Source organism: Streptomyces sp. NPDC055815, from assembly GCF_053616475.1.
Genome location: NZ_JBSHDU010000004.1, coordinates 68475 through 92670, shown reverse-complemented (window position 1 = coordinate 92670; position 24196 = coordinate 68475). Strand labels below are relative to the sequence as shown.

The 24196-nt window shown below is 71.2% G+C and carries 22 protein-coding genes; 13 read left to right on the top strand and 9 right to left on the bottom strand.

What is annotated here, in order from left to right; genetic code table 11:
* The first annotated feature begins 10 nt into the window (after positions 1-10).
* Positions 11-625 (top strand): antibiotic biosynthesis monooxygenase, encoded by a 615-nt coding sequence (locus ACWGN5_RS04705; RefSeq protein ID WP_453511280.1) that lies wholly within the window; start codon positions 11-13, stop codon positions 623-625.
* A gap of 76 nt (positions 626-701) precedes the next feature.
* Here the strand turns inward: ACWGN5_RS04705 and ychF are convergent, their stop codons facing one another.
* Positions 702-1790, bottom strand: a complete 1089-nt coding sequence (ychF, locus tag ACWGN5_RS04700; RefSeq protein ID WP_453511278.1) for a redox-regulated ATPase YchF — start codon at positions 1788-1790, stop codon at positions 702-704.
* A gap of 162 nt (positions 1791-1952) precedes the next feature.
* On the opposite strand from ychF, the gene ACWGN5_RS04695 reads away from it, so the two are divergent.
* Positions 1953-2651 carry a DUF6542 domain-containing protein gene (locus ACWGN5_RS04695; protein WP_453511277.1) on the top strand — a complete coding sequence of 233 codons (699 nt, stop codon included), beginning with the start codon at positions 1953-1955 and terminating at the stop codon, positions 2649-2651.
* Positions 2652-2772: 121 nt separating this feature from the next.
* Here the strand turns inward: ACWGN5_RS04695 and ppgK are convergent, their stop codons facing one another.
* Both ppgK and ACWGN5_RS04685 read right to left on the bottom strand, forming a co-directional pair.
* The gene (ppgK, locus tag ACWGN5_RS04690) at positions 2773-3516 is read right to left on the bottom strand and encodes a polyphosphate--glucose phosphotransferase (RefSeq protein WP_453511276.1); all 744 of its coding nucleotides are present in this window, start codon (positions 3514-3516) and stop codon (positions 2773-2775) included.
* A gap of 30 nt (positions 3517-3546) precedes the next feature.
* On the bottom strand, positions 3547-4575 hold the full coding sequence (locus ACWGN5_RS04685) for a 4-hydroxy-3-methylbut-2-enyl diphosphate reductase (protein WP_453511274.1): 1029 nt from the start codon (positions 4573-4575) through the stop codon (positions 3547-3549).
* 54 nt (positions 4576-4629) lie between these two features.
* Between ACWGN5_RS04685 and ACWGN5_RS04680 the strand changes: the two genes are divergently transcribed.
* The 4 genes from ACWGN5_RS04680 to ACWGN5_RS04665 all read left to right on the top strand — a co-directional run bounded on the left by ACWGN5_RS04680 (position 4630) and on the right by ACWGN5_RS04665 (position 8301).
* Complete coding sequence (locus ACWGN5_RS04680) at positions 4630-5982, top strand: APC family permease (protein ID WP_453511272.1); 1353 nt, start codon at positions 4630-4632, stop codon at positions 5980-5982.
* Positions 5983-6037: 55 nt separating this feature from the next.
* Positions 6038-7255, top strand: a complete 1218-nt coding sequence (gene xseA, locus ACWGN5_RS04675; protein ID WP_453511271.1) for an exodeoxyribonuclease VII large subunit — start codon at positions 6038-6040, stop codon at positions 7253-7255.
* 35 nt (positions 7256-7290) lie between these two features.
* On the top strand, positions 7291-7551 hold the full coding sequence (locus ACWGN5_RS04670) for an exodeoxyribonuclease VII small subunit (RefSeq protein ID WP_369146259.1): 261 nt from the start codon (positions 7291-7293) through the stop codon (positions 7549-7551).
* A gap of 159 nt (positions 7552-7710) precedes the next feature.
* Positions 7711-8301: a malonic semialdehyde reductase gene (locus ACWGN5_RS04665; protein WP_453511270.1), complete on the top strand. Its 591-nt coding sequence runs from the start codon at positions 7711-7713 to the stop codon at positions 8299-8301.
* Between the two features lie 56 nt (positions 8302-8357).
* Here ACWGN5_RS04665 and ACWGN5_RS04660 read toward each other — a convergent pair whose 3' ends face one another.
* Positions 8358-8891, bottom strand: a complete 534-nt coding sequence (locus ACWGN5_RS04660) for a DUF4245 domain-containing protein (RefSeq protein WP_453511269.1) — start codon at positions 8889-8891, stop codon at positions 8358-8360.
* A gap of 116 nt (positions 8892-9007) precedes the next feature.
* On the opposite strand from ACWGN5_RS04660, the gene glpX reads away from it, so the two are divergent.
* Positions 9008-10042 carry a class II fructose-bisphosphatase gene (gene glpX, locus ACWGN5_RS04655; protein WP_352023716.1) on the top strand — a complete coding sequence of 345 codons (1035 nt, stop codon included), beginning with the start codon at positions 9008-9010 and terminating at the stop codon, positions 10040-10042.
* Positions 10043-10167: 125 nt separating this feature from the next.
* On the opposite strand, the gene ACWGN5_RS04650 is transcribed toward glpX, so the two are convergent.
* Together ACWGN5_RS04650 and ACWGN5_RS04645 are read right to left on the bottom strand one after the other, a co-directional pair.
* Positions 10168-10539: a WhiB family transcriptional regulator gene (locus ACWGN5_RS04650; RefSeq protein ID WP_030692804.1), complete on the bottom strand. Its 372-nt coding sequence runs from the start codon at positions 10537-10539 to the stop codon at positions 10168-10170.
* A 206-nt stretch (positions 10540-10745) separates the two neighbouring features.
* Entirely contained in the window at positions 10746-11465 is a 720-nt protein-coding gene (locus tag ACWGN5_RS04645; RefSeq protein ID WP_453511268.1) for a DUF1707 SHOCT-like domain-containing protein, read from the bottom strand.
* Between the two features lie 238 nt (positions 11466-11703).
* Here ACWGN5_RS04645 and ACWGN5_RS04640 point away from each other — a divergent pair, with 238 nt between their 5' ends.
* Both ACWGN5_RS04640 and ACWGN5_RS04635 read left to right on the top strand, forming a co-directional pair.
* Entirely contained in the window at positions 11704-13374 is a 1671-nt protein-coding gene (locus tag ACWGN5_RS04640; protein ID WP_453511267.1) for a fumarate hydratase, read from the top strand.
* 213 nt (positions 13375-13587) lie between these two features.
* Positions 13588-14208, top strand: a complete 621-nt coding sequence (locus ACWGN5_RS04635) for an HAD family acid phosphatase (protein WP_453511266.1) — start codon at positions 13588-13590, stop codon at positions 14206-14208.
* Positions 14209-14221: 13 nt separating this feature from the next.
* Here the strand turns inward: ACWGN5_RS04635 and ACWGN5_RS04630 are convergent, their stop codons facing one another.
* A complete protein-coding gene (locus tag ACWGN5_RS04630) occupies positions 14222-14722 on the bottom strand; it encodes a dirigent protein (protein WP_453511264.1) in 501 nt (166 codons plus the stop codon).
* Between the two features lie 116 nt (positions 14723-14838).
* On the opposite strand from ACWGN5_RS04630, the gene ACWGN5_RS04625 reads away from it, so the two are divergent.
* Entirely contained in the window at positions 14839-15480 is a 642-nt protein-coding gene (locus tag ACWGN5_RS04625; protein ID WP_453511263.1) for a lipoprotein, read from the top strand.
* 95 nt (positions 15481-15575) lie between these two features.
* Here the strand turns inward: ACWGN5_RS04625 and ACWGN5_RS04620 are convergent, their stop codons facing one another.
* Positions 15576-17105 (bottom strand): ricin-type beta-trefoil lectin domain protein, encoded by a 1530-nt coding sequence (locus ACWGN5_RS04620; protein ID WP_453511262.1) that lies wholly within the window; start codon positions 17103-17105, stop codon positions 15576-15578.
* A 105-nt stretch (positions 17106-17210) separates the two neighbouring features.
* Here ACWGN5_RS04620 and ACWGN5_RS04615 point away from each other — a divergent pair, with 105 nt between their 5' ends.
* The 3 genes from ACWGN5_RS04615 to ACWGN5_RS04605 all read left to right on the top strand — a co-directional run bounded on the left by ACWGN5_RS04615 (position 17211) and on the right by ACWGN5_RS04605 (position 21744).
* Positions 17211-18611, top strand: coding sequence for a class II fumarate hydratase (locus tag ACWGN5_RS04615; RefSeq protein ID WP_453511260.1), 1401 nt, complete (start codon positions 17211-17213; stop codon positions 18609-18611).
* A gap of 158 nt (positions 18612-18769) precedes the next feature.
* Positions 18770-19435 (top strand): cytidylyl-2-hydroxypropylphosphonate hydrolase, encoded by a 666-nt coding sequence (fomD, locus tag ACWGN5_RS04610; protein ID WP_453511258.1) that lies wholly within the window; start codon positions 18770-18772, stop codon positions 19433-19435.
* Between the two features lie 311 nt (positions 19436-19746).
* Complete coding sequence (locus ACWGN5_RS04605) at positions 19747-21744, top strand: SpoIIE family protein phosphatase (RefSeq protein WP_453511257.1); 1998 nt, start codon at positions 19747-19749, stop codon at positions 21742-21744.
* Positions 21745-21826: 82 nt separating this feature from the next.
* Here the strand turns inward: ACWGN5_RS04605 and ACWGN5_RS04600 are convergent, their stop codons facing one another.
* A complete protein-coding gene (locus ACWGN5_RS04600) occupies positions 21827-24043 on the bottom strand; it encodes a transglycosylase domain-containing protein (protein WP_453511256.1) in 2217 nt (738 codons plus the stop codon).
* Between the last annotated feature and the right edge of the window lie 153 nt (positions 24044-24196).

Sequence of the window (24196 nt, the reverse complement as noted above, 5' to 3'; positions counted from 1 at the left end):
GAAGAGCACCATGTACGTTCGCAGCATCTACGCAACGGGCGATCCGGCCGACCTCGACGACGTCACCGAAGCTCTCCGCACCGAGGGACGGGCGCTGCTGTCGGAGCAGCCCGGCTATCGCGGGATGGGCCTGTTCGCCGACCGCGAGCTCGGAAAGCTCCTGGTGGGGTCGTGGTGGGAGGACGAGGCCTCCCGGCAGGCCAGCTTCGAGGAACTGCGCAAGCGGCGGGACGAGCTCCTGGCGCCCTTCGCGCGGACCACGACCCTCGACAACTGGGAAGCCGCGGTCGCCCGGCGCGCCGAGGACCTCGGCCCGGGCGCCGGCTTCCGGCTGCTCCGCATGGACGTCGAACCCTCCGGCATCGACCTGCTGGTGGACACGTTCCGCGAGACCGCACTGCCCAAGGTCCAGAAGATCCCCGGACTGGCCGGCATCTCCCTGCTCGTCGACCGCGACCACGGCAGAGCCGCCGTCGGCGCGCTCTACACCGACCGCGACGCCCTCGTGGCATCCCGCGGCGCCATCGCGGCGGTCCGCGGAGAGGCCACGGAGAAGGCCCACGTGACCACCAGAAGCCTGGAGGAATTCGACGTGGTCCTCGCCACGGCAGTCCCCCACACCTGACCCACGGAACCTCGGCACGGAAACACGGAAGGGGCCGGGCTCAAAGAGCCCGGCCCCTTCCGACGTGCTACGCGGATCAGACGTTGAAGCGGAACTCCACGACGTCGCCGTCCTGCATGACGTACTCCTTGCCCTCCATGCGGGCCTTGCCGGCCGCGCGGGCGTCGGCCACCGAGCCCGTGTCGACGAGGTCGGCGAAGGAGATGACCTCGGCCTTGATGAAGCCCTTCTGGAAGTCGGTGTGGATGACACCGGCCGCCTCGGGGGCCGTCGCGCCCTGCTTGATCGTCCAGGCGCGGGATTCCTTCGGGCCGGCCGTCAGGTAGGTCTGGAGGCCGAGGGTGGCGAAGCCGACGCGGGCGAGGGTGGCCAGGCCGGGCTCCTCGGCGCCGACGGACTGGAGGAGCTCCATGGCGTCCTCCTCGTCGAGCTCGGCGAGGTCCTGCTCCAGCTTGGCGTTGAGGAAGATCGCCTCGGCCGGGGCGACCAGGGCGCTCTGCTCGGCCTTGAAGGCCTCGTCCGTCAGCTCGTCCTCGTCCACGTTGAAGACGTACAGGAACGGCTTCGTGGTGAGGAGGTGGAGGTCGTGCAGGAGCTCAGCCTTCTCCGAGCCCTGGACGATGCCCTGCGAGAAGAGCGTGTCGCCCTTCTCCAGGATCGCCTGGGCGGCCTCGACGGCGGCGACCTTGGGCGCCGTGTCCTTCTTGATCCGCATCTCCTTCTGGAGGCGCGGCAGGACCTTCTCGATCGTCTGGAGGTCCGCGAGGATCAGCTCCGTGTTGATCGTCTCGATGTCGTCCTTCGGCGAGACCTTGCCGTCGACGTGGACGACGTTCTCGTCCTTGAAGGCGCGGATGACCTGGCAGATCGCGTCCGACTCGCGGATGTTCGCGAGGAACTTGTTGCCCAGGCCCTCGCCCTCGCTCGCGCCGCGCACGATGCCCGCGATGTCGACGAAGTCGACCGTCGCCGGGAGGATGCGCTGGGAGCCGAAGATCTCCGCGAGCTTGGTCAGGCGGGCGTCGGGGACACCGACGACGCCGACGTTGGGCTCGATCGTGGCGAACGGGTAGTTGGCCGCCAGCACGTCGTTCTTGGTCAGGGCGTTGAACAGGGTCGACTTGCCGACATTCGGCAGACCGACGATTCCGATCGTGAGCGACACGGTGGCGACTTCCTGAAGGTGTGGATGGTGGGCCGATCCCCCAGTTTACGGGCGGGCCGAACCGGCCGGTGACGCACACCTTCGGCCGTTCTCACGGGCAAGGTCACCCAAAGGGCGTGTCCCGGACCCGGTTCCCGCCCCCTTCCGACCTACGTTGGTCGTGTGGAGCAGCACAGGACAAGTCAGCCGCAAGGCCGCCGAAGGCCGCAGACCCCCGCCACGCCGGTCGCACCGCCCGGCGCGCTCGTGGAGGGCGCGGCCGTCTACCGCGTGACCGGCAGGGCCGGGCGCGCGCCCGGGCGCGCCCGCGTGGAGCGGGCCGGAGCCGCGCCCGGCGCCCCCGCCGCTCGCGCCTCCGCACGGCCCGCCGGGCGCCGGCCCGTGCCGCCCGTCGTCCTCGCCCTGCGCCGGCTCCCCTCGCCCCGCCTCACCGGGCTCGGCGCCGGGCTGTTCGCCTCGGCCGTCATGCTGGCCCTCGGTCTCCTCGACCAGCTGCTCCTGGACGGCTCCCCCGTCGTGTACGGGCTGCTGTTCCTGCCGGTCAGCGCCCTGACCGCGCTCTGGGTCCGGACCGCCGACCTGGTCACCGCCCCGATCGGCGTCCCCATCGCCTTCGCTGTCGGCGTCGTCCCCATCGCGGGCGGCACGGGCGGCTTCGGCGGCCAGGCGATGGCCGTCGTCACCGCCCTCGCCGTGCACGCGGGCTGGCTCTACGGCGGCACCCTCGTCGCCGGCGTCATCGCGAGCGTCCGCAAGGTCCGGGACATGGGGCGCCGTCACCAGCGCAACGCGCCGCGCGCGGGCTCGGGCGAGGGTCCGGGCGGGCGGACGCCGGCGGCGGGACGGCGCCCGGTCGCGTAACCGGATCCAATATCCGGGATTCGCATGTTGGATATTGGATCCGAGATTCGTATGTCGGATGCAGGATCTTGGATCCGACATACGGATCTCGGATCCAATATCCCGCCCCCCCAGCGCCCCCTCAGACCGCCCCCGCCGCCATCCCCGCCCCCACGATCCCGGCGTTGTTCTGGAGCTCCGCCGGGACGATCTCCGCGCGGATGCCCTCGATCAGCGGCAGGAACTTGTCGGCCTTGCGGCTCACGCCGCCGCCGATGATGAACAGCTCCGGCGAGAAGAGCATCTCCACGTGCGCGAGGTACTTGCGGAGACGTCGGGTCGCCCAGTGCTCCCAGCTGAGGTCCTCGTCCTCCTTGGCCTTCGTCGAGGCCCGGGTCTCCGCGTCGTGGCCCTTGAGTTCCAGGTGCCCGAGCTCGGTGTTGGGGACGAGCCGGCCGTCGACGAAGAGGGCGGAGCCGATGCCGGTGCCGAGGGTCAGCAGGATGACCGTGCCCTTGCGGCCCCGGCCCGCGCCGAAGGTCATCTCCGCGACCCCGGCCGCGTCCGCGTCGTTCAGGACGGTCACCGGGAGCCCGCCCAGCCGGTCCGAGATCAGGGTGCCCGCGTCGACGCCGATCCAGGACTTGTCGACGTTGGCGGCCGTACGGATGGTGGAGCCCGTCACGACGCCCGGGAAGGTCACCCCGACGGGTCCCGTCCAGCCGAAGTGCTCCACGACCTCCGCGACGCAGCCCGCCACACCGTCGGGTGTGGCGGGCTGCGGGGTCAGTACCTTGTGGCGCTCCTCGGTGAGCGTGCCGCGCTCGAGGTCCACGGGGGCACCCTTGATGCCCGAGCCGCCGATGTCCACTCCGAAGACGTTCATGGACCCCACGGTAAGGGCTGAGGGGGCTTGCTACTCCTTGACGGACGCGCCCGGCGCGGCTGCCAGGAGCTTCTCCGCCTCGGCCCGCAGGTCCTTGTTGCGGAGCTCCTTGGGGAGCGAGAAGGTCAGGGACTCGTCGGCCGTCTTGACGATCTCCACGTCCGCGTAGCCGCGCTCGGCGAGCCACTCCAGGACTTCCTGCACCAGGACGTCCGGGACGGAGGCGCCGGAGGAGAGGCCGACGCTGGTGACGCCCTCCAGCCAGGCCTCGTCGATCTCGCTGGCGAAGTCGACGAGGTACGCGGCGGGGACGCCGGCCTGCTTGGCGACCTCGACCATGCGGATCGAGTTGGAGGAGTTCTTGGAGCCGACGACGATCACCAGCTCGGCCTGGCCGGCGAGCTCCTTGATGGCGGTCTGGCGGTTCTGCGTGGCGTAGCAGATGTCGTCGGACGGCGGGGAGATCAGCTGCGGGAACTTCTCCTTCAGCGCGTCGACCGTCTCCATCGTCTCGTCGACCGAGAGCGTGGTCTGGGAGAGCCAGACGACCCGGGAGGGGTCGCGGACCTCGACCTTGGCGACGTCCTCGGGGCCGTCGACCAGCTGGATGTGGTCGGGGGCCTCGCCGGAGGTGCCGATGACCTCCTCGTGGCCCTCGTGACCGATGAGGAGGATGTCGAAGTCCTCGTTGGCGAAGCGAACGGCTTCCTTGTGCACCTTCGTGACCAGCGGGCAGGTGGCGTCGATGGTCTTGAGGCGGCCCTGGCGGGCCTCCTCGTGGACGGTCGGGGCGACGCCGTGCGCGGAGAACATCACGATGTTGCCCGGCGGCACCTCGGTCGCCTGGTCGACGAAGATCGCGCCCTTCCGCTCCAGGGTCTGGACGACGTACTTGTTGTGGACGATCTCGTGCCGGACGTAGATCGGCGCCCCGTACTGCTCCAGGGCCTTCTCCACGGCGATCACGGCACGGTCCACGCCCGCGCAGTAGCCGCGGGGGGCGGCGAGCAGGACACGCTTCGGGCGGTTCGTCGCGGGCGTTGCAGTCATGCGTCCCATCGTAAGGCCGCGTCGGTGAGCGGATGGAGCGGCGCCTTGGCCGAAACTGGCGCCATGGCTCAGGAGACGCAGGTGGCGGACCACGAGGGGCTCCGGCGGAATCTCGGATTCCGCGACCTTGTGGTGTACGGACTGCTGTTCATCGCCCCCATGGCGCCGGTCGGAGTCTTCGGAACGCTCGACGCGAAGTCGCGCGGGGCCGTCGCACTGGTGTACGTCGTGGCCACGGTCGCCATGGCGTTCACGGCGTTCAGCTACGCCCAGATGGTGCGGGTCGCTCCGCAGGCCGGTTCCGTCTTCACGTACGCGCGCAAGGGCCTCGGAGAGGGGCCGGGTTTCATCGCCGGCTGGATGGCGATGCTCGACTACCTGCTGATCCCGGCCGTCGCCTACCTCTTCGCGGGCATCGCGATGGAGGCGCTGGTCCCGGAGGTGGACCGGTGGGTGTGGACCGGGATCGCCGTGGTGGTCACCACCCTGCTGAACCTGTGGGGCGTGCGGGCGGCGGCCCGGGTCGGCTTCGCGGTGCTCGCGATGGAGATCGTGGTCCTCCTGGTGTTCGTCGTCTCGGCGGTGGTGATGCTCGTACGGGACGGGGCACGGCGCGACTGGTGGTCGCCGCTCACCGGCGACGGCTCGTTCTCGCTCGCCGCGGTGGTGGGCGCGGTGTCGGTGGCCGTCCTGTCGTACCTGGGCTTCGACGCGATCGCCTCGTTCGCCGAGGAGGTGACGGGGGGCTCGGCGAAGGTGGCGCGGGCGGTGCTGTTCTGCCTGGCGCTCGCGGGCGTCCTGTTCGTGGCCCAGAGCTGGCTGGTGGCGCTCCTGGAGCCGGTCTCCTCCGCCGAGCTCGCCGCCGACCCGGGCAAGCAGGGCTCGGCCTTCTACGACGCGGTGGACAGCTCGGTCGGCGGCTGGCTGCACGATCTGGTGGCCGTCTCCAAGGCGATCGGCGCGGCGTTCGCGGCGCTCGCGGGGCAGGCGGCGGGCGGCAGGCTGCTGTTCGCGATGGGCCGCGACCGGCGCCTGCCGCACCTGCTGGCCCGCACCGACGGCGGTGTCCCGCGCGTGGCGCTGCTCGTGGCGGCGACGGTGACGATGATCGCGGCGGTGTGGGCGGCCCGCCGCGACGACGGCCTCGACCATCTGGTGTCGGTGGTCGACGTCGGCGCGCTGACCGCCTTCGTGCTGCTGCACGCGAGCGTGGTGGGCTGGTTCGCCGTGCGGCGGGCGGAGGGGCCGCCGCACTGGCTGAAGCACGTCGTCGTGCCGGTGGTCGGCGCGGCGATCCTGATCGCGGTGATCGTCGAGGCCTCGGCCGCCGCGCAGGTGGTGGGCGTGGTGTGGCTGGGCATCGGCCTCGTCGTCCTGTCGGTCCAGGGCGCGACCCGCACGTCCCCGCGCGCGTGACGCGGTCTCCGGACGCGCCCCTGACGTTGTCGTACCGCGCGGTTACGCTCGGTCCATGGGTCTGACTACGTCCGCAGAAGCACCGCTTCCCGTCGGTGAGGTCTCCCGGATGATCGGGGGGTGGATCGACCGGCTCGGGGCGATCTGGGTCGAGGGGCAGATCACGCAGCTGTCGCGGCGCCCCGGCGCCGGGGTCGTCTTCCTGACGCTGCGGGATCCCTCGTACGACATCTCCATCGGCGTCACCTGCTACCGCCAGGTCTTCGACGCGGTCGCGGACGTGGTCGCGGAGGGTGCCAGGGTCGTCGTGCACGCGAAGCCCGAGTGGTACGCGCCGCGCGGGCAGCTGTCGCTGCGGGCCGTGGAGATCAAGCCGGTCGGGATCGGCGAGCTGCTGGCGCGGCTTGAGCAGCTGAAGCGGAGCCTGGCCTCGGAGGGTCTGTTCGCGCTCGACCGGAAGAAGCCGCTGCCGTTCCTGCCGCACCTGATCGGCCTGGTCTGCGGCCGCGCCTCGGCGGCCGAGCGGGACGTCCTGGAGAACGCGCGCCGGCGCTGGCCCGCGGTCCGCTTCGAGGTGCGGAACGTCGCGGTGCAGGGCGTGAAGGCGGTCCCGCAGGTCGTGCAGGCGGTCAAGGAGCTGGACGCGCACGAGGACGTGGACGTGATCATCGTGGCCCGGGGCGGCGGCAGTGTCGAGGACCTGCTGCCGTTCTCGGACGAGCAGCTGGTCCGGGCGGTGGCCGAGTGTCGTACGCCGGTGGTGTCCGCGATCGGGCACGAGCCGGACGCGCCGCTGCTCGACCTGGTGGCCGATCTGCGCGCCTCGACGCCGACGGACGCGGCCAAGAAGGTCGTCCCGGACGTGGGCGAGGAGCTGGACCGGGTGCGCGGGCTGCGGGACCGGGCCCTGCGGACCGTGCGCGGCCTCCTGGAGCGGGAGGAGCGCGGCCTGGCGCACGCGCTCGCGCGACCCGTCATGGAGCATCCGCAGCGCATGGTCGAGGTCCGCGAGGACGAGCTCGCGGCCCTCCTCGCCCGGAGCCGGCGGGTCCTCGGGCACCTCCTGGACCGGGCGGACTCGGAGCTCTCGCACACGCGGGCGCGGGTCCGGGCGCTGTCCCCCGCGGCGACGATGGAGCGGGGGTACGCGGTGCTGCAGCGGGCGGACGGGGCGGTGGTCCGCTCGCCCGGGGAGGTCGCGGAGGGCGAGGAGCTGCGGGCCAGGGTCGCCGAGGGCGAGTTCACGGTGCGGCGCGTGGCCGACCCGGCCTGAGTACGGAGAAACGGAGTCGAAGGATGGAGCGGCAGATGGCAGCGGGCACGGACGCGGGTGCGGACACGAGCGCGGAGGAGGCGGCCCTCGGCTACGAGCAGGCGCGGGACGAGCTGATCGAGGTCGTCCGGCGGCTCGAGGCGGGCGGGACGTCCCTGGAGGAGTCCCTGGCGCTCTGGGAGCGCGGCGAGGAGCTGGCGAAGGTGTGCCGGCGCCGTCTGGAGGGCGCCCGGGCCCGCCTGGACGCCTCGCTGGCGGCCGAGCGGGCCGCGGAGGCGGAGGACGAGGACGAGTAGCCCCGAGGGGGGACGGGGACCCGGACAGGTAGACTCCACGTGAACCGGATCACTATCCGGATGCATTAGTTGAATTTTCACCAATCCTGGGCGTACTGTCGAGACATCGCTCGAACTTCGTACGGGCGACCCCCTTTTGCAGTCCGGAAGGTACGCAGCATGTCTCTCGCCCTTGACGCCGTCGCCCAGGACCTCCTCTTCCGCGAGGCCCGCACCGCCAACACGTTCACCGACGAGCCGGTGACCGACGAGCAGGTCCAGGCGATCTACGACCTGGTGAAGTACGGCCCGACCGCCTTCAACCAGACCCCGCTGCGCATCACCCTGGTCCGCTCCCCCGAGGCCCGCGAGCGCCTGGTGAAGCACATGGCCGAGGGCAACGCGGCCAAGACCTCCACCGCTCCGCTGGTCGCGATCCTCTCCGCCGACAACGAGTTCCACGAGGACCTCCCGGCCCTGCTCCCGCACTTCCCGCAGGCCAAGGACATGTTCTTCTCGGAGCGCCCGGTCCGCGAGGGCTCCGCCCTGCTGAACGCCGCCCTCCAGGCCGCGTACTTCATCGTGGGCGTCCGCGCCGCCGGCCTGGCCGCCGGCCCGATGACCGGTGCGGACCTCGCCGGCGTCCAGAAGGAGTTCCTGGACGACGACCACACCCCGCTGATGATCGTCAACATCGGCAAGCCGGGCGAGGACGCCTGGTTCCCGCGCTCCCCGCGCCTCTCCTACGACGAGGTCGTCACCACCGTCTGAGTGGTACGCGAGAAGGGCCCCGCACTCCACGAGTGCGGGGCCCTTCCCCGTGCGTCTCAGACCTTCTGCGACCTCAGCGAGCCGGCCATCTCGGCCAGCCGCTCGAAGGAGGCCGTGCCGGCGACCACGGTCGTCGCGCCGTTCTCCGTGCGGACCAGGGCGTCGTACTTCGGGCCCTCCCAGCGCTGCCAGACCTGACCGGCGACCGTCTGGGTCTTCCCGGTGTTCCTGGCCTTGTGGGTCACCTCGGGGACGAACTTCCCCGGCTCGGCCGTGGACTGGTTCACGGCCACGTACTGGGTGTCCGGGGAGAGGAACCCGAGCTGCCAGGCGTCGGCCTTCTCGCGCTTGTACGAGACCACCGTCGCCTTCCAGCCCTCGCCCAGGCCCTCGGGCGCCAGCACCGGATACGGCGCCGCCCGCTGGGCCGTGAGGAGCTCGACCCGGTAGTCCTTCGCCTTGACCGGGTCCGCGTTCTCGTCGTGCGGGATGAAGAGATACATCACGCCCGCGGCGACCATGATCACCCCGAGGGACTGGAACATCCCGCGTACCGTCTGCCTGCCTCGCATACCTGCCACGCCCACCATGGTCGCATCATGGTGTTGTGCTCATACGTGGGCCCCTCTGCTCATTTTGTCGACGTACCGATAGAGTCGCAGCACCCTCTTTTCCCGGCCGTCGCCGTACAGAAAGGTGCGCACCGATGACCGAGCACCACCACCTTCCGCCCGAGCTTGTCGTTTCCCCCGAGGCCCCCGACCGGAACCTCGCCCTTGAGCTGGTCCGCGTCACCGAGGCCGCCGCCATGGCCGCAGGCCGCTGGGTCGGCCGCGGCGACAAGATCGGCGCGGACGGGGCGGCGGTCAACGCCATGCGGACCCTGATCTCCACCGTCTCGATGAACGGCGTCGTCGTCATCGGCGAGGGCGAGAAGGACGAAGCCCCGATGCTCTTCAACGGCGAGCGGGTCGGCGACGGCACCGGCGCCGAGGTCGACATCGCCGTCGACCCGATCGACGGCACCACCCTGAACGCCAAGGGCATGCCGAACGCGATCGCCGTCCTGGCCGCCGCCGACCGCGGCACCATGTTCGACCCGTCCGCGGTCTTCTACATGGACAAGCTGGTCACGGGCCCCGAGGCCGCCGACTTCGTCGACATCAACGCCCCCGTCTCGGTCAACATCCGCCGGGTCGCCAAGGCCAAGAACTCCTCGCCCGAGGACATCACGGTCGTCATCCTGGACCGCCCCCGCCACGAGGGCATCGTCAAGGAGATCCGCGAGACCGGCGCCCGCATCAAGTTCATCTCGGACGGCGACGTCGCCGGTTCGATCATGGCCGTCCGCGAGGGCACCGGCGTCGACATGCTCATGGGCATCGGCGGCACCCCCGAGGGCATCATCTCCGCCTGCGCCATCAAGTGCCTCGGCGGCGTGATCCAGGGCAAGCTGTGGCCGAAGGACGACGCCGAGCGCCAGAAGGCGCTGGACGCGGGCCACGACCTGGACCGTGTGCTGTCCACGAACGACCTGGTCAGCGGCGACAACGTGTTCTTCGTCGCGACCGGCATCACCGACGGCGAGCTGCTGCGCGGCGTGCGCTACCGCGCCGAGACGGCGACCACGCAGTCGCTGGTCATGCGCTCGAAGTCCGGCACGATCCGCCAGATCGACTCGACGCACCGCCTCTCGAAGCTGCGCGCCTACAGCGCGATCGACTTCGACCGCGCGAAGTAACGCTTCAGCGCGGCGGCACGAAGGCGCGACGGTACGAAGGCGCGACGGTACGAAGAGGGGCGCCCCCATGTGCGGTGGGGGCGCCCCTTCTCGTACGGGCGCGGGGGAAGCTCTCCGCGGTCCCGTCAGCCCGCCTGGGCGATCCGCTCGGTCGCGGCGGCCTTCCGCAGCTCGACCTCACGCCGCCGGCGCCGGGCGAGGACGACGCGGCGCTCCGCCGCGGTGAGCCCGCCCCACACCCCGTACGGCTCGGGCTGGAGCAGGGCGTGCTCCCGGCACTCGACCATGACCGGACAGCGCGCGCAGACCCGCTTGGCCGCCTCCTCGCGGGCGAGCCGCGCGGCGGTCGGCTCCTTGGAGGGCGCGAAGAAGAGCCCGGCCTCGTCCCGGCGGCACACCGCCTCCGCGTGCCATGGACCGGCCTCGTCCTCCCGGGCAGGGGCGCGCTGAGGGGGTACGGCGGCGACCTGGAGGGGCTGATGCGGCAGTTGCAGCACGGTCTACTCCTGACGACGGCTTCGCGAGCGAGCGGCGATGCACCAGCCCTACCCGCTGTGCGCGCGCCTATGCACTGCGTGCCCCGCCGTTCCGCACTGCGGATACCCGAGGGCGAATTCCGGTCACCTCCGGGGGCGCCCCACAAGGGCTCCCGGAAGGGCCCTTGCACCAGCGACCGGAGCGGCCCCCGGGACGGCGCCGGTCGTCAGTGTCCGAGGTGCTTGCGCAGCCTGCCCTGGAGGTCGGTGATCCACTTGCCGCGCTTGGGCCTGGCCTCCACGTTCCCGAAGACCGAGTAGCCGTTGATGACGACGACCGGGGCCTGCGGGTCGGCCCCTTCCAGGGTCACGACCTCGAAGTTCCCGAAGACGCCGCTGCCGCTGCCGCGCAGGCTGATGTTCTCCGGGACCCGCACCTCCACGTTGCCGAAGATCGAGGTGGCGTTGATGGTGGTCAGCCGCTGGGCGAAGATCGCCTCGGTCAGATCGATCTCGACGTTCCCGAAGAGGGCGAAGGCGTTCGTCCGGCGGCTCACCCGCCAGCGGCCCTTGCGGGTCGTGCTGGAGAAGATCGCGACGAGGCTCTCCGCGGGGCCCTCGGGGTCGTCCGGGCCCCAGGCCACGGCCGGTTCGGGCTCGCGGGCGGTCCGGGCGGCCGGCAGGTCGCGGACGATCGGCTCCAGTTCCCCGACGGTCTTGGCCCGGTAGACCGCGTCGATCCGGTCCGAGTGCTCCTCGGCGTCGAGCCGTCCCTCGGCGAGGGCGTCCCTGAGGATGTCCGCGACGCGGTCGCGGTCGGCGTCCGAGGCCCGCAGCGAACCCTGCGGATCGACGTGGGCGGGCCCGGCGAGAGCGGGCTCGGCGGGGGCGACCGGCCGCTGCGGCTGCGGCTGCTTCTCGGGTTCGGGCTGCTTTTCGAGGTCCACGAAGTCAGCCTAGCGAAACGCGATAGATCGCAACCAGAGGGACAGACCCTGGTCCCGTCCCCTAGGGGACACCCCCGGACGCGCACGTCCGGGCACGGAAACACGCCATTCCGGCACCCTTCCGCCCGCTACTGAGCCTTACCTCACAGGATCGGCGCCGCCCCCGCGTCATACGCTGGAGGGCGCGCCGCCAACGGAGGCGGCGCAGCTGTCTGCCGAGTGAGGAATGGCCGCCGTCATGCCTGAGTTTGCGTACTCCGATCTGCTCCCCCTGGGAGAGGACACCACGCCGTACCGCCTGGTGACCTCCGAAGGTGTCTCCACCTTCGAGGCCGACGGGCGTACGTTCCTCAAGGTCGAGCCGGAGGCGCTGCGCAAGCTGGCCGCCGAGGCCATCCACGACATCCAGCACTTCCTGCGCCCGGCGCACCTGGCCCAGCTGCGCCGGATCATCGACGACCCGGAGGCGTCGAACAACGACAAGTTCGTCGCGCTCGACCTCCTCAAGAACGCGAACATCGCCGCCGCGGGCGTGCTCCCGATGTGCCAGGACACCGGCACCGCGATCGTCATGGGCAAGCGCGGCCAGAACGTGCTGACCTCCGGCCGCGACGAGGAGGCCCTGTCCAAGGGCATCTACGACGCGTACACCAAGCTCAACCTGCGCTACTCGCAGATGGCCCCGGTGACCATGTGGGAGGAGAAGAACACCGGCTCGAACCTGCCCGCGCAGATCGAGCTGTACGCGACCGACGGCGGCGCGTACAAGTTCCTCTTCATGGCCAAGGGCGGCGGCTCGGCCAACAAGTCCTTCCTCTACCAGGAGACCAAGGCGGTCCTGAACGAGGCCTCCATGATGAAGTTCCTGGAGGAGAAGATCCGTTCGCTCGGCACGGCGGCCTGCCCGCCGTACCACCTGGCGATCGTCGTCGGCGGCACCAGCGCCGAGTTCGCGCTCAAGACCGCGAAGTACGCCTCCGCGCACTACCTGGACGAGCTGCCCACCGAGGGCTCGGCCGAGACCGGCCACGGCTTCCGCGACAAGGAGCTGGAGGAGAAGGTCTTCGAGCTGACGCAGAAGATCGGCATCGGCGCGCAGTTCGGCGGCAAGTACTTCTGCCACGACGTCCGCGTCGTCCGCCTCCCCCGTCACGGCGCCTCGCTGCCCGTCGCGATCGCCGTGTCCTGCTCGGCCGACCGCCAGGCCGTCGCGAAGATCACCGCCGAGGGCGTCTTCCTGGAGCAGCTGGAGACCGACCCGGCGCGCTTCCTGCCGGAGACCGAGGACTCCCACCTGGACGAGGCCGGCGACGTCGTCAAGATCGACCTCAACCAGCCGATGGACGACATCCTCGCCGAGCTGACCAAGTACCCGGTCAAGACCCGTCTCTCCCTCAACGGCCCGCTGGTCGTGGCGCGCGACATCGCGCACGCCAAGATCAAGGAGCGCCTGGACGCGGGCGAGGAGATGCCGCAGTACCTGAAGGACCACCCGGTCTACTACGCGGGCCCCGCGAAGACCCCCGAGGGTTACGCCTCCGGTTCCTTCGGTCCGACGACGGCCGGCCGCATGGACTCGTACGTGGAGCAGTTCCAGGCCGCGGGCGGCTCGAAGGTCATGCTGGCCAAGGGCAACCGGAGCAAGCAGGTCACGGACGCGTGCGGCGCGCACGGCGGCTTCTACCTGGGCTCGATCGGTGGCCCGGCGGCGCGCCTCGCGCAGGACTGCATCAAGAAGGTCGAGGTCGTCGAGTACGAGGAGCTCGGCATGGAGGCGGTCTGGAAGATCGAGGTCGAGGACTTCCCGGCGTTCATCGTGGTGGACGACAAGGGCAACGACTTCTTCCAGAACCCGGCCCCGGAGCCGACGTTCACGCACATCCCGGTGCGGGGTCCCGGTCTCGCCTGATCTCTCCCGATCTCGTAGGGCTCTCGCGACGCCCCTCGGCCTTCCCGGCCGGGGGGCGTCGTTTTTCTCCGCCCGGAAGGGATCTCCGCCCGGAAAGATCTTTCGCTCAGAAAGTCGCTACCAACCGGTAGCCCTCCCGTTGCCTACTGGTCAGTATGGGTCGCGAGCATGTCAATCACTGAGCCGGTTCGACCCACCACTCGGGAGCCCCCCATGCCCTCCGCCAAGACCACCGCCGCGGCCCTCGGCCTGACCGCCGTCCTCGTCGTCGGTGCCGCGCCCGCCGCCTCCGCCGCCGACCCCGACACCCACGTCACCTCGGCCGCGGCCCTCGCGGACGTCGACTACACGACCTGGCGCCACGACGTCGCCGCCGTCGTCGCCGAGGCCCGCCCGTACATCGAGGCGCGCTCGGAGAACGCCGGCCGCGAGAAGCAGGCCATCGTCCTCGACATCGACAACAGCTCCCTGGAGACGGACTTCCACCCGTTCTGGGAGCTGCCGACCCCGGCCATCGCGGACGTGCGCGCGCTCGTCAACGACGCCCACGCGCGCGGGGTGGCCGTCTTCTTCGTCACCGCCCGCCCCGGGATCATCTACTCCCTGACGGACTGGAACCTGAAGAAGGCCGGCTACCCCGTCGACGGGCTGTACGTGCGCTCGCTCCCCGACCTGTTCGCCGAGGTCAGCGCGTACAAGACCGAGAAGCGCGCCGAGATCGAGGCCAAGGGCTACACGATCATCGCGAACATCGGCAACAACACGACCGACCTCGTCGGCGGCCACGCCGAGCGCGCCTTCAAGCTCCCGGACTACGGCGGCAAGCTCTCCTAGCCCTGCCCGTCGCCTACCGCTTGGTGATGTGGAAGTCCATCCGGTCGTAGTCCCCGTCGGGGGTCACGCTGATGTAGCCGCGCGCGCTCGTGAAGTCACCGGTGCCGCCGGTGACGGCGAGGTCGAAGGCGGAGGGCGTGTCGTTCGAGGTGTCGAAGGTGGTGAGGGCCTGGGCGGCGAGCTGTCCGCCCGGTCCGCCGTTCAGGACGATGGTGCCGACGCAGTTCATGTCGACCTGGTCGCCGGAGACGCGCACCACGGCGCAGGCCACGCCGTCGCGGCCGACCTTCTCGCCGCCCTTGGTCTTGTAGAGGTCGTCGGCGAAGACGGGGGCGTCCCCGACCTTGGGCGGTGGGCCGCTCTCGTCCGCCGCGGGGGGCGGGACCTGCTTGGCGTAGAGCGTGAACTCGAAGCCGTCTCCGTTGTCGGCCTGGGCGGGGGCGGCGGCGGCGAAGGTGACCGCCGCGACCGTACCGGCGCAGAGCGAGCCGATCCTCCTGAAGGTGCGGGTCATGTCCTGCCTCCCGTGGGATGGGGGTCCCCCTCGGCACGCTTCACATTGTGCGGCGATCACGCCGGATTCGCCCGTCCGGCGCAATCCGCGGCGGCGGCGTCGGGGATCATGGCGCCATGCCAGACAGAGCACGACCGATACGTACGGCCGTCCCCGCCGCCCTCGTGGCGGTGGCCGGACTGCTGCTGACCGCCTGCGGTACGACCCCGAAGCCCGTCGCCCCGGCGGCCGGCACGCACAAGACGTCCAGCGCGCCCGCCGCGCCCCGGGCCGCCGCGACCCTCGGCGGTCCGGGGTCGGCCTGCGCGCTGCCCGTCTCCTTCGGGCTCGCGGAGGACTGGAAGCCGGAGGCCATCAAGAACCCCGAGGACCCGGAGTTCGCGGCGCTCACGCGGCAGGGCCCGGCCACCGTCCGCTGCGAGGTCGACGCCAAGCCCTCGGGGAACATCGGCTACCTGCGGGTGTGGACGGCCCCGAAGGGCCCGGCCCGCACGGCCCTCGAAGGCTTCGTGAAGGCGGAGAAGGGCAGTTCGGCGGTGACCTACCGGGAGACGAAGGCGGGCGCGCTGCCCGCGACCGAGGTGACCTACACGGTCTACAACGAGCTGATGGAGGAGTCCAAGGAGGAGCGGGCCTTCGCCGTCTCCACCCCGAAGGGCGCGGTCGTCATCGTCCATCTCGGCGGGCTCGACACCGACGAGCACCGGGAGATGCTCCCGGCCTACGAGCTGGCGAAGAGCACGACGAAGGCGCTCTGAGCATGACCGTGGCCCCGCACCGGACGAAGGCGCTCTGAGCATGACCGTGGCCCCCGTCCCGCACCGGACGGAGGCCACGGGGTTTCCGAAGGCCCTTACGCGAACTTCTGGTTCGCGGAGCCGTCGCAGTTCTGGAGCCTGACCGGCTCCTTCGCCGCGCTCTGGGCGAGGCAGAGTCCGGTCGCGGCGGCGGGCCGGATCGTGGCGCCGTCACGGACGAACTTCTGGTTGGCGGCGCCGCTGCAGTTCCAGACGATGAGGGCCTTGCCGGCCTGGTAGGCGGCTCCCGGTACGTCCAGGCAGCGGTCCTGGGTGAGCTGGGTGTGGACGGTCTGCCGGGCGGAGTCGTACCACCAGCCCTGGTTGCGGCCGCCGTGGCAGTCCCAGCCGAGGACGGCGGTGCCGTTGGCGGACTCGGAGGCGTTGACGTCCAGGCAGTTGCCGGTCGCCTGGTTCCTCAGCGGCTGGTACGCGTCGTCCCAGGCGAGCGGGAAGAGCGTCGGGGTGCCGGAGGAGTTGACGTCGGCGCAGCTCGCCTCGCGCAGGCCCGAGTTGTAGATCTGGGTCAGGCAGGACGCGAAGGCGCCGTGGCCGCTCTTGTTGGGGTGGAAGGACTGGCGTACGGAGTTCTCGTCGAGGCCGCCGGGCTTGGAGAGGTCGATGTAGAGGCCCCGGGCCCAGGTGTCCTCCATGCAGACCTCGTGGCCGTGGAAGAGGCGCGAGTTGTCGAGGTAGGTGGCGCCGGTGTCGGCGGCGATCCTGCGCATGCCGCGCTCGAAGGCGGGGACGGCGGTGTTGCGGCCCCACTTGGTGTCGGAGTCGTAGCCCATGCCGCCGCAGGCGAGCTTGCCGGGGAAGTTCGGGTTGTCGTGGAAGTCGGGGCCGATCGGGCTGGGGTAGCCCATGACGACGAGCTTGTAGTCGCCGTCGGCGTATCCGGCGTCGCGCATGACGGTCCTGAGGTCGCGGACGGTCTGCTCGACCTTGGGGACGAGTCCGTCGACGCGGGCCTGCCAGCCGGGGGCGTACTTGGGCTCGCAGGTGCCCTGGCTGAGCACGTACCGCTGGACGCAGTCGGTCATGACGGGCCCGAACTGCAGGTCGTCGTTGGCGCCGGCGACGAGCAGGACCATCTTGATGCGGGTGTTGCGGGCCTTGATGGCGAGGTTGTCGCTCTGGACGAGCTCGTCGGCGTACTGCTTGGAGCCGCCGATCCGGATGTTCCCGGTGTAGGCGCCGGAACAGGACACGTTGAAGGTGAGGTCCGCGGGGATCCCGGTGCGGTGGATGGCGGCGTCCGGGGAGCGGTGGCACCAGTTGGTGGGCCCGTTGGTGGGCGACTCGTACGTGCCGACGCCCTCGCCGGAGATCTCGCTGTCGCCCAGCGAGATCAGGCCGGTCCTGCGCTGGGCGAGCGGGCGCTCCTCGGGGCTGCCGTAGATCTTGGTGGCCTCGGCCGCCCGGATCGCCTCCAGCTCGGGAGAGAGCGGTACGGAGGTGATTCCGGCCGCGGTGCTCGTGTCGGCCGCGCCGGCGGGGGCGACTGCGGTCATGCTGCCGAGGGCCGCCGCGGCGGCGGCGACGGCCGCGACGGGCCAGCGGAGTCTGTACCTGGTGCGCTTCACTGCGCCTCCTGGAAGTGGGGTTACCCACGGTTTTTACTGGCCGGTACGCGCCTTGGGAATACATCGAACAAGACAAGTGCTCATCTTTTATTGGAGGTTGGATACATGAACCAGGACGATGGATACCGGATCGAGCACGACTCCATGGGCGAGGTGCGGGTCCCCGCGCACGCCAAGTGGCGGGCCCAGACCCAGCGGGCCGTGGAGAACTTCCCGGTCTCCGGGCAGCGCCTGGAGCGCGCCCACATCGAGGCTCTGGCCCGCATCAAGGCGGCCGCCGCGAAGGTCAACGCCGAGCTCGGCGTGATCGACGAGGACCGCGCGAAGGCGATCGCCTCGGCCGCCGACGAGGTCGCGGAGGGGCGCTGGGACGAGCACTTCCCCGTGGACGTCTTCCAGACCGGCTCGGGCACCTCGTCCAACATGAACACCAACGAGGTGATCGCCACCCTCGCCACCGAGCGGCTGCCGGAGGGCCGCGAGGTCCACCCCAACGACCACGTCAACGCCTCGCAGTCGTCGAACGACGTCTTCCCCTCCTCCATCCACATCGCGGCCACCGCCGCCGTCACCCGTGACCTGATCCCCGCCCTCGATCACCTGGCCGCCGCCCTGGAGCGAAAATCGGCCGAATTCTCGTCGGTGGTGAAGTCGGGCCGTACGCATCTGATGGACGCCACTCCGGTCACCCTGGGCCAGGAGTTCGCCGGTTACGCGGCCCAGGTCCGGTACGGCGCCGAGCGGCTGCGCGCGGCGCTCCCCCGGCTCGCCGAACTCCCCCTCGGCGGTACGGCGGTGGGCACCGGCATCAACACCCCGGCCGGCTTCTCCGCGGCCGTCATCGCCGAGGTCGCCCGCGCCACCGGCCTGCCGCTGACCGAGGCCCGCGACCACTTCGAGGCCCAGGGCGCCCGCGACGGCCTGGTGGAGACGTCCGGGCAGCTCAGGACCATCGCCGTCTCCCTCACGAAGATCGCCAACGACCTTCGCTGGATGGCCAGCGGCCCGCGCACCGGCCTCGCCGAGATCAACCTCCCCGACCTCCAGCCCGGCTCCTCGATCATGCCGGGCAAGGTGAACCCGGTGATCCCCGAGGCGGTCCTGATGGTCGCCGCCCAGGTGACCGGGAACGACACCACCGTGGCGGTGGCGGGCGCGGCCGGGAACTTCGAGCTCAACGTGATGCTGCCGGTGATGGCCAAGAACCTCCTGGAATCCGTACGGCTTCTGGCCAACGCCTCCCGGCTGCTCGCCGACCGCACGGTCGACGGGATCACGGCGAACGTGGAGCGCGCCCGGGAGTACGCCGAGTCGTCGCCGTCCGTGGTCACCCCGCTGAACAAGTACATCGGCTACGAGGAGGCGGCGAAGGTCGCGAAGAGGTCCCTCGCCGAGCGGAAGACCATCCGCGAGGTGGTCCTCGAGTCCGGCTACGTGGAGCGCGGCGACCTCACCGTCGAGCAGCTCGACGAGGCGCTGGACGTGCTGCGCATGACGCACCCGTAGGCCGGCGGCCCCACCGACGGCGACCGGCCGGTGGCGACCGGGGCCCGCACCCCCGGCCTCCGGCGACCGGCCGGTAGCCGTTTCGTCCGTGACCGGTAGCCGACTCCTTGGTGATCTGTGCCGCAGCGGTCGTGGGAGCGCGCCCCTAAGATCTGCGCATGACAGGATCGGGCGGCCCTCAGCACTGGGCGCCGGGGGATCACATCCTCTGGCGCTACCGCGGCAATGGCACCGGAGCGGTGCACATCTGCCGGCCGGTGACGGTCGTCCAGGACACGCCCGAGCTGCTCGCGGTCTGGATGGCGCCCGGCACCGAGTGCGTCCGGCCCGTCCTCGCCGACGGCACGGCCGTCCACGAGGAGCCGCTCGCCACCCGCTACACCGCCCCCCGCACCACCGAGCGCACCCGCTGGGCCGGCAGCGGGGTGCTCAAGCTGGCGCGGCCCGAAGAGCCGTGGTCGGTGTGGCTGTTCTGGGAGCGCGGCTGGCGCTTCCGCAGCTGGTACGTGAACCTCGAGGAGCCGCGGGTCCGGTGGTCCGGCGGCTTCGACTCCGAGGACCACTTCCTCGACATCTCCGTCTACCCCGACCGCAGCTGGCTGTGGCGGGACGAGGACGAGTTCGCGCAGGCCCAGCGGTCCGGCCTGATGAGCCCGGAGCAGGCCGCCGGGGTGCGGGCGGCCGGGGAGCGGGCGGTGGAGCGGATCAAGAGATGGGGGACGCCGTTCGCGGACGGCTGGGAGGACTGGCGGCCCGATCCGGGCTGGCGGGTTCCGGATCTGCCGGCGGACTGGGATCGCACTCCGGCGCACACGGCGCCGTGAGACCCTTGATGCGCCCCCGGGGTTCAAACGTAGGATCGTCCTCCGCACGGCACAGACGGACCGAACACCACGTCAGACCGACCGAACCGCACGTCAACGACTCAGCACAGCGCAGGACCTGACCAGAAGTCATCCACGAGGGGGAGAGCAGTGCCGGACGTGCGCCCGGGTGTTGCGACCCCTGCCGTTGCCGCAGCTCGCGGAACGTCCACATCCGCTGCATACGAGGGGTTTACCCCCGCCGAAGGCGCGGCATCGGCGAGAAGAGCGAGTGCATCGCACCACCGGCCCGGACGGACGGAATCCCACGCGTGACGGAGCATCCCACCTCCCACGAAGGCCGGCAGCCCCTGGCTGCCCGGCCGCAGGAACGCGCGCGGCCTCGCCAGGAGGCGGCGGCCGGCCTGCCCTCCGACCTGCCCGCCCAGGCGGGCGGCCCGGCGATCCCCGCGACCCCGGGCGCGGAGGCACCCACGCAGCCCACCACGCCGGAGATGCCGGCCGGCACGGGCCACCCGGACACCCCCGGCGGCCCGGGCCACCCCGGCACCCCCGGCGCGGTCGCCGTCGCCGTCTCCCCGCAACCGCCCGGCGGGTCGCGCGGCGGGGACGGCTCCGCGCGGCGGGAGGGCGAGCGGCTGCGGTTCGTCGGGGCCGCGACCCGGCGCATCGCGCGCGGCATCGACCTGGACGAGATCGTCCTCGGCCTGTGCCGGGCCACCGTGCCGACCTTCTCCGACGAGATCCTGGTCTACCTCCGCGACCCGCTCCCGGTGGGCGACGAGCGGCCGGTGGCGCCGTTCGTGCTGCGGCTGCGCCGCACGGACCGGCTCCGGTTAAGCGATCTGGAGGGCGAGGAGCTCGTCCTCGTACCCGATCCGGAACCGACCCCCGCGGCCGAACTCTGCGAGGTACGGAACGGCGGGGCGCTCGCCGAGGTGCTGCGCGGGGTGCGGCCGGTCTTCGGCGACTCCGCGGCCGCGAAGTCCGCCCTCACCGAACTCCTCGGCCCCGAGCACCCGTTGCCCGGCGGGCTGCGGGCGGTCCTCGCGCCGCTGCGCGGCCGGCGCCGGGTGATCGGCGCGGCCGTGTTCCTGCGCCGCCCCGAGCGGGCCGGCTTCGAGCCGAACGACCTGCTGGTCGCGGCGCAGCTGGCCACGCACACCGCGCTCGGCATCGACAAGGCCGTGCTCTACGGCCGTGAGGCGTACATCGCGGACGAGCTCCAGCGGACGATGCTGCCGGACTCGCTGCCGCAGCCGACCGGCGTCAAGCTGGCCTCGCGCTATCTGCCGGCGGCCGAGACGGCCCGGGTCGGCGGCGACTGGTACGACGCGATCCCGCTGCCCGGCAGCAGGGTCGCCCTGGTCGTCGGCGACGTCATGGGCCACTCCATGACCTCGGCGGCGATCATGGGCCAGCTGCGCACCACGGCGCAGACCCTGGCCGGTCTCGACCTGCCTCCGCAGGAGGTCCTGCACCACCTGGACGAGCAGGCGCAGCGGCTCGGCGAGAACCGTATGGCGACCTGCATGTACGCGGTGTACGACCCGGTCTCGCACCGGATCACGGTCGCCAACGCGGGCCATCCGCCGCCGATACTGCTCCACCTGGGCGGCCGCGCCGAGGTGCTGCGGGTGCCGCCCGGCGCCCCGATCGGGGTCGGCGGGGTGGACTTCGAGGCGGTCGAGCTGGACGCCCCGGCGGGCGCGACGCTGCTGCTGTACACGGACGGTCTCGTCGAGTCCCGGCTGCGGGACGTGTGGACGGGGATCGAGCAGCTGCGGGAGCGCCTCGCGGCGACCGCGCAGCTGACGGGCCCGGACCACTCGCCGCCGCTCGAAGCGCTCTGCGACGACGTCCTGGACATGCTGGGTCCCGGCGACCGGGACGACGACATCGCGCTGCTCGCGGCCCGGTTCGACGGGATCGCGCCGAGCGATGTGGCGTACTGGTTCCTGGAGCCGGAGGACGCCGCCCCGGGGCGGGCCAGGCGGCTCGCCCGGCGGGCGCTGGCCCGCTGGGACCTGGAGGAGCTGACGGACTCGGTCGAGCTGCTGATCAGCGAGGTCGTGACGAACGCCGTGCGGTACGCGGAGCGTCCGGTGACCCTGCGGCTGCTCCGTACGGACGTGCTGCGCTGCGAGGTCGGCGACGACTCTCCGCAGCTGCCCCGGCAGCGGCGGGCGCGCGACACCGACGAGGGCGGGCGCGGGCTCTTCCTGGTGAACCGGCTGGCCCGGCGGTGGGGGGCGACCCGGCTTTCGGGCGGCAAGGTGGTCTGGTTCGAGCTGGCGACCCGTACCTGAGTCCCGTACCTGAGCCCCGTACCCGCGGGAAAGCACCGAAGGCCGGACCCCGTGCGAGGGGTCCGGCCTTCGGCGTGTGTCGTCAGCGGGGCGGGCGGGCGCTGCTGTTCACGACGGGGTCGCCCGCGTCGGGCGGCTGGATCGTGGTCGGCGCGGTCGTCGGCTCCTCGGTGGCCGTCGGCTCCCCGGTGGGCTCCGGCGGCGTGGTGACGGGGTCGCCGGTCGGCTGCGGCGGGGTGGTGGCCGTGGAGGTCGGCGGGGCCGTCGGGCCCGTGGGGGCCGTGGTCGGCTCCTCGGTCGGCTCCTCGGTCGCCGGGGCCTCGCTGCTCTCGGTGGGCTCCGGCAGGGTGCCGTCGGGGGCGGCGCCGTCGGTCTCCAGGTCGAAGGTGGCGTCCGAGCCGCCGTTCAGCGCGCGCTCGGTGTAGTCGCCCCAGATCTGGGCGGGCGTACGGCCACCGTTGGCGCGGCCCTCGTTGATGGTGTCGGTGAGGGTGACCTGGTTGCCCTGGGCGTCCTCGCCGAAGAGGCCGACGGCGGTGACGAGTTCGGGGGTGTAGCCCACGAACCAGGCGGAGCGGTTGTTCTCGGAGGTGCCGGTCTTGCCGGCGGCCTCGTAGTCGCCGGCGGCGCGGAAGCCGGAGCCGCTCTTCACGACGCCCGTCATGGCCTGGGTGGCGGTGTCGGCGGCCTCGCGGCTGATGACCTGCTCGCCGATCGCCTGGGCGCCCTGGACCGTGCGGTCCTTGTGGGTGGCGGTCTTCACCAGGGTCGGGGTGACCTTCTTGCCGTGGTTGTCGAGCGTGGCGTAGACGCCGGCCATGTCCATGGTCGAGGCGCCCATGGTGCCGAGGGAGATGGCGGGGCTCTCGGGGAAGTCCGCGCCGTCCTTCATGCCGAGGGCGAGGGCGGTCTTCTTGGCCTTGGCCGGGGTGACGTCGACGATCATCTGGGCGTAGACCGAGTTGATCGACTTGTTGGTGGCCTTCTGGACGGTGACGGGGCCGTAGCTGTAGTCGTCCTCGTTCTCCGGCGCGAAGTCGATGGGGCTGCCGACGACCGGGCGCTTGCTGTCTCCGTCGTAGACCGTGCCGAGGCCGATCTTCCGGCCGTCCTGGGTGACCGCCTGGTTGTCGACGGCGGAGGCGAGGACGAGCGGCTTGAAGGTGGAGGCGGGCTGGTAGTCGCGGCGGGTCGCGTTGGACATCCAGTGCTCGGTGGCGCCGACGCCGCCGTACAGCGCGACGACCGCGCCGGTCTTCGGGTCGACGGAGGTGGCGCCGGCCTGGACGGTGGCCTGCTTCTTGTCGCCCTTGCGGTCGAGCTTGGACTCCAGCTGCTTGTCGACCGCCTTGACGAGGTCCTTCTGCTTCTTCTCGTCGATGTTGAGGGTGATCGTCCAGCCGCCGGACTTGATGTCCTCCTCGCTGATGCCCTGGCGCATCAGCTCCTGGTTGGCGGCCTCGACGATGTAGCCGGTCTGGCCCTCCATGCCGGGGGCGGGCTTGGGCTTCTGCGGGACGGGGAACTTCATGCCGGCGCGCTCGGAGGGGGTGAGCCAGCCCTCGCCGACCATGTTGTCGAGGACGTAGTTCCAGCGCTCCTCGACGAGCTTGCGGCCGGTGGCGCTCGCGGACGTCCAGTCGTACTGGTTGGGCGCCTGGAGCAGCGAGGCGAGGTAGGCGCCCTGCGCGGTGGTGAGCTGGGTGGCGTCGACGCCGTAGTACGAGCGGGCGGCGGCCTGGATGCCGTAGGCGCTGCGCCCGTAGTAGCTGGTGTTCATGTAGCCGGCGAGGATGTCGCTCTTGCTCATGTTCTGGTCCACCTTGATGGCGATGACCATTTCCTTGAGCTTGCGCGTGGCCGTCTGGTCCTGGCTCAGGTAGAAGTTCTTGACGTACTGCTGGGTGATGGTCGAGCCACCCTGCTTGGCCTTGCCGGTGATCGTGTTCCAGGCGGCGCGGGTGGTGCCCTTGATGTCGACGCCGTTGTCCTTGTAGAAGGTCTTGTTCTCGGCGGCGACGAACGCGTTCTGGACCTTCAGTGGGATCTTGTCGAGGCCGACGATCTCACGGTTGATCTTGCCCGTGCGGGCGAGGATCTTGCCGTTGGAGTACTTGTAGATGTTGCTCTGCATCGTCGCCTCGGCGTTGGCCGACGGCACCGGGACCATCAGGTAGACGACGTAGAGGGCACCCATGCCGAGCAGGCAGCACACGAAGAAGGTGCCCAGGAGCTTCTTCCAGGTGAAGAGACGGCGTATGCCGCGCTTCTTCGCCTTGCCCTTGTCCGGTCGGCCCATGTGTCCCGTCGCTCCGCTCGTCGTGTGTCCGGCGCCCTCGGTGCTGAGCCCGTCCGCGCCGGATCAGCTCAGCAAGCTAACACCGACGAGGCGGACAAAGGACAACCGATCACGTCTTTTCCGGACGTGAGAATCAGCACCCACGCCCAGAGG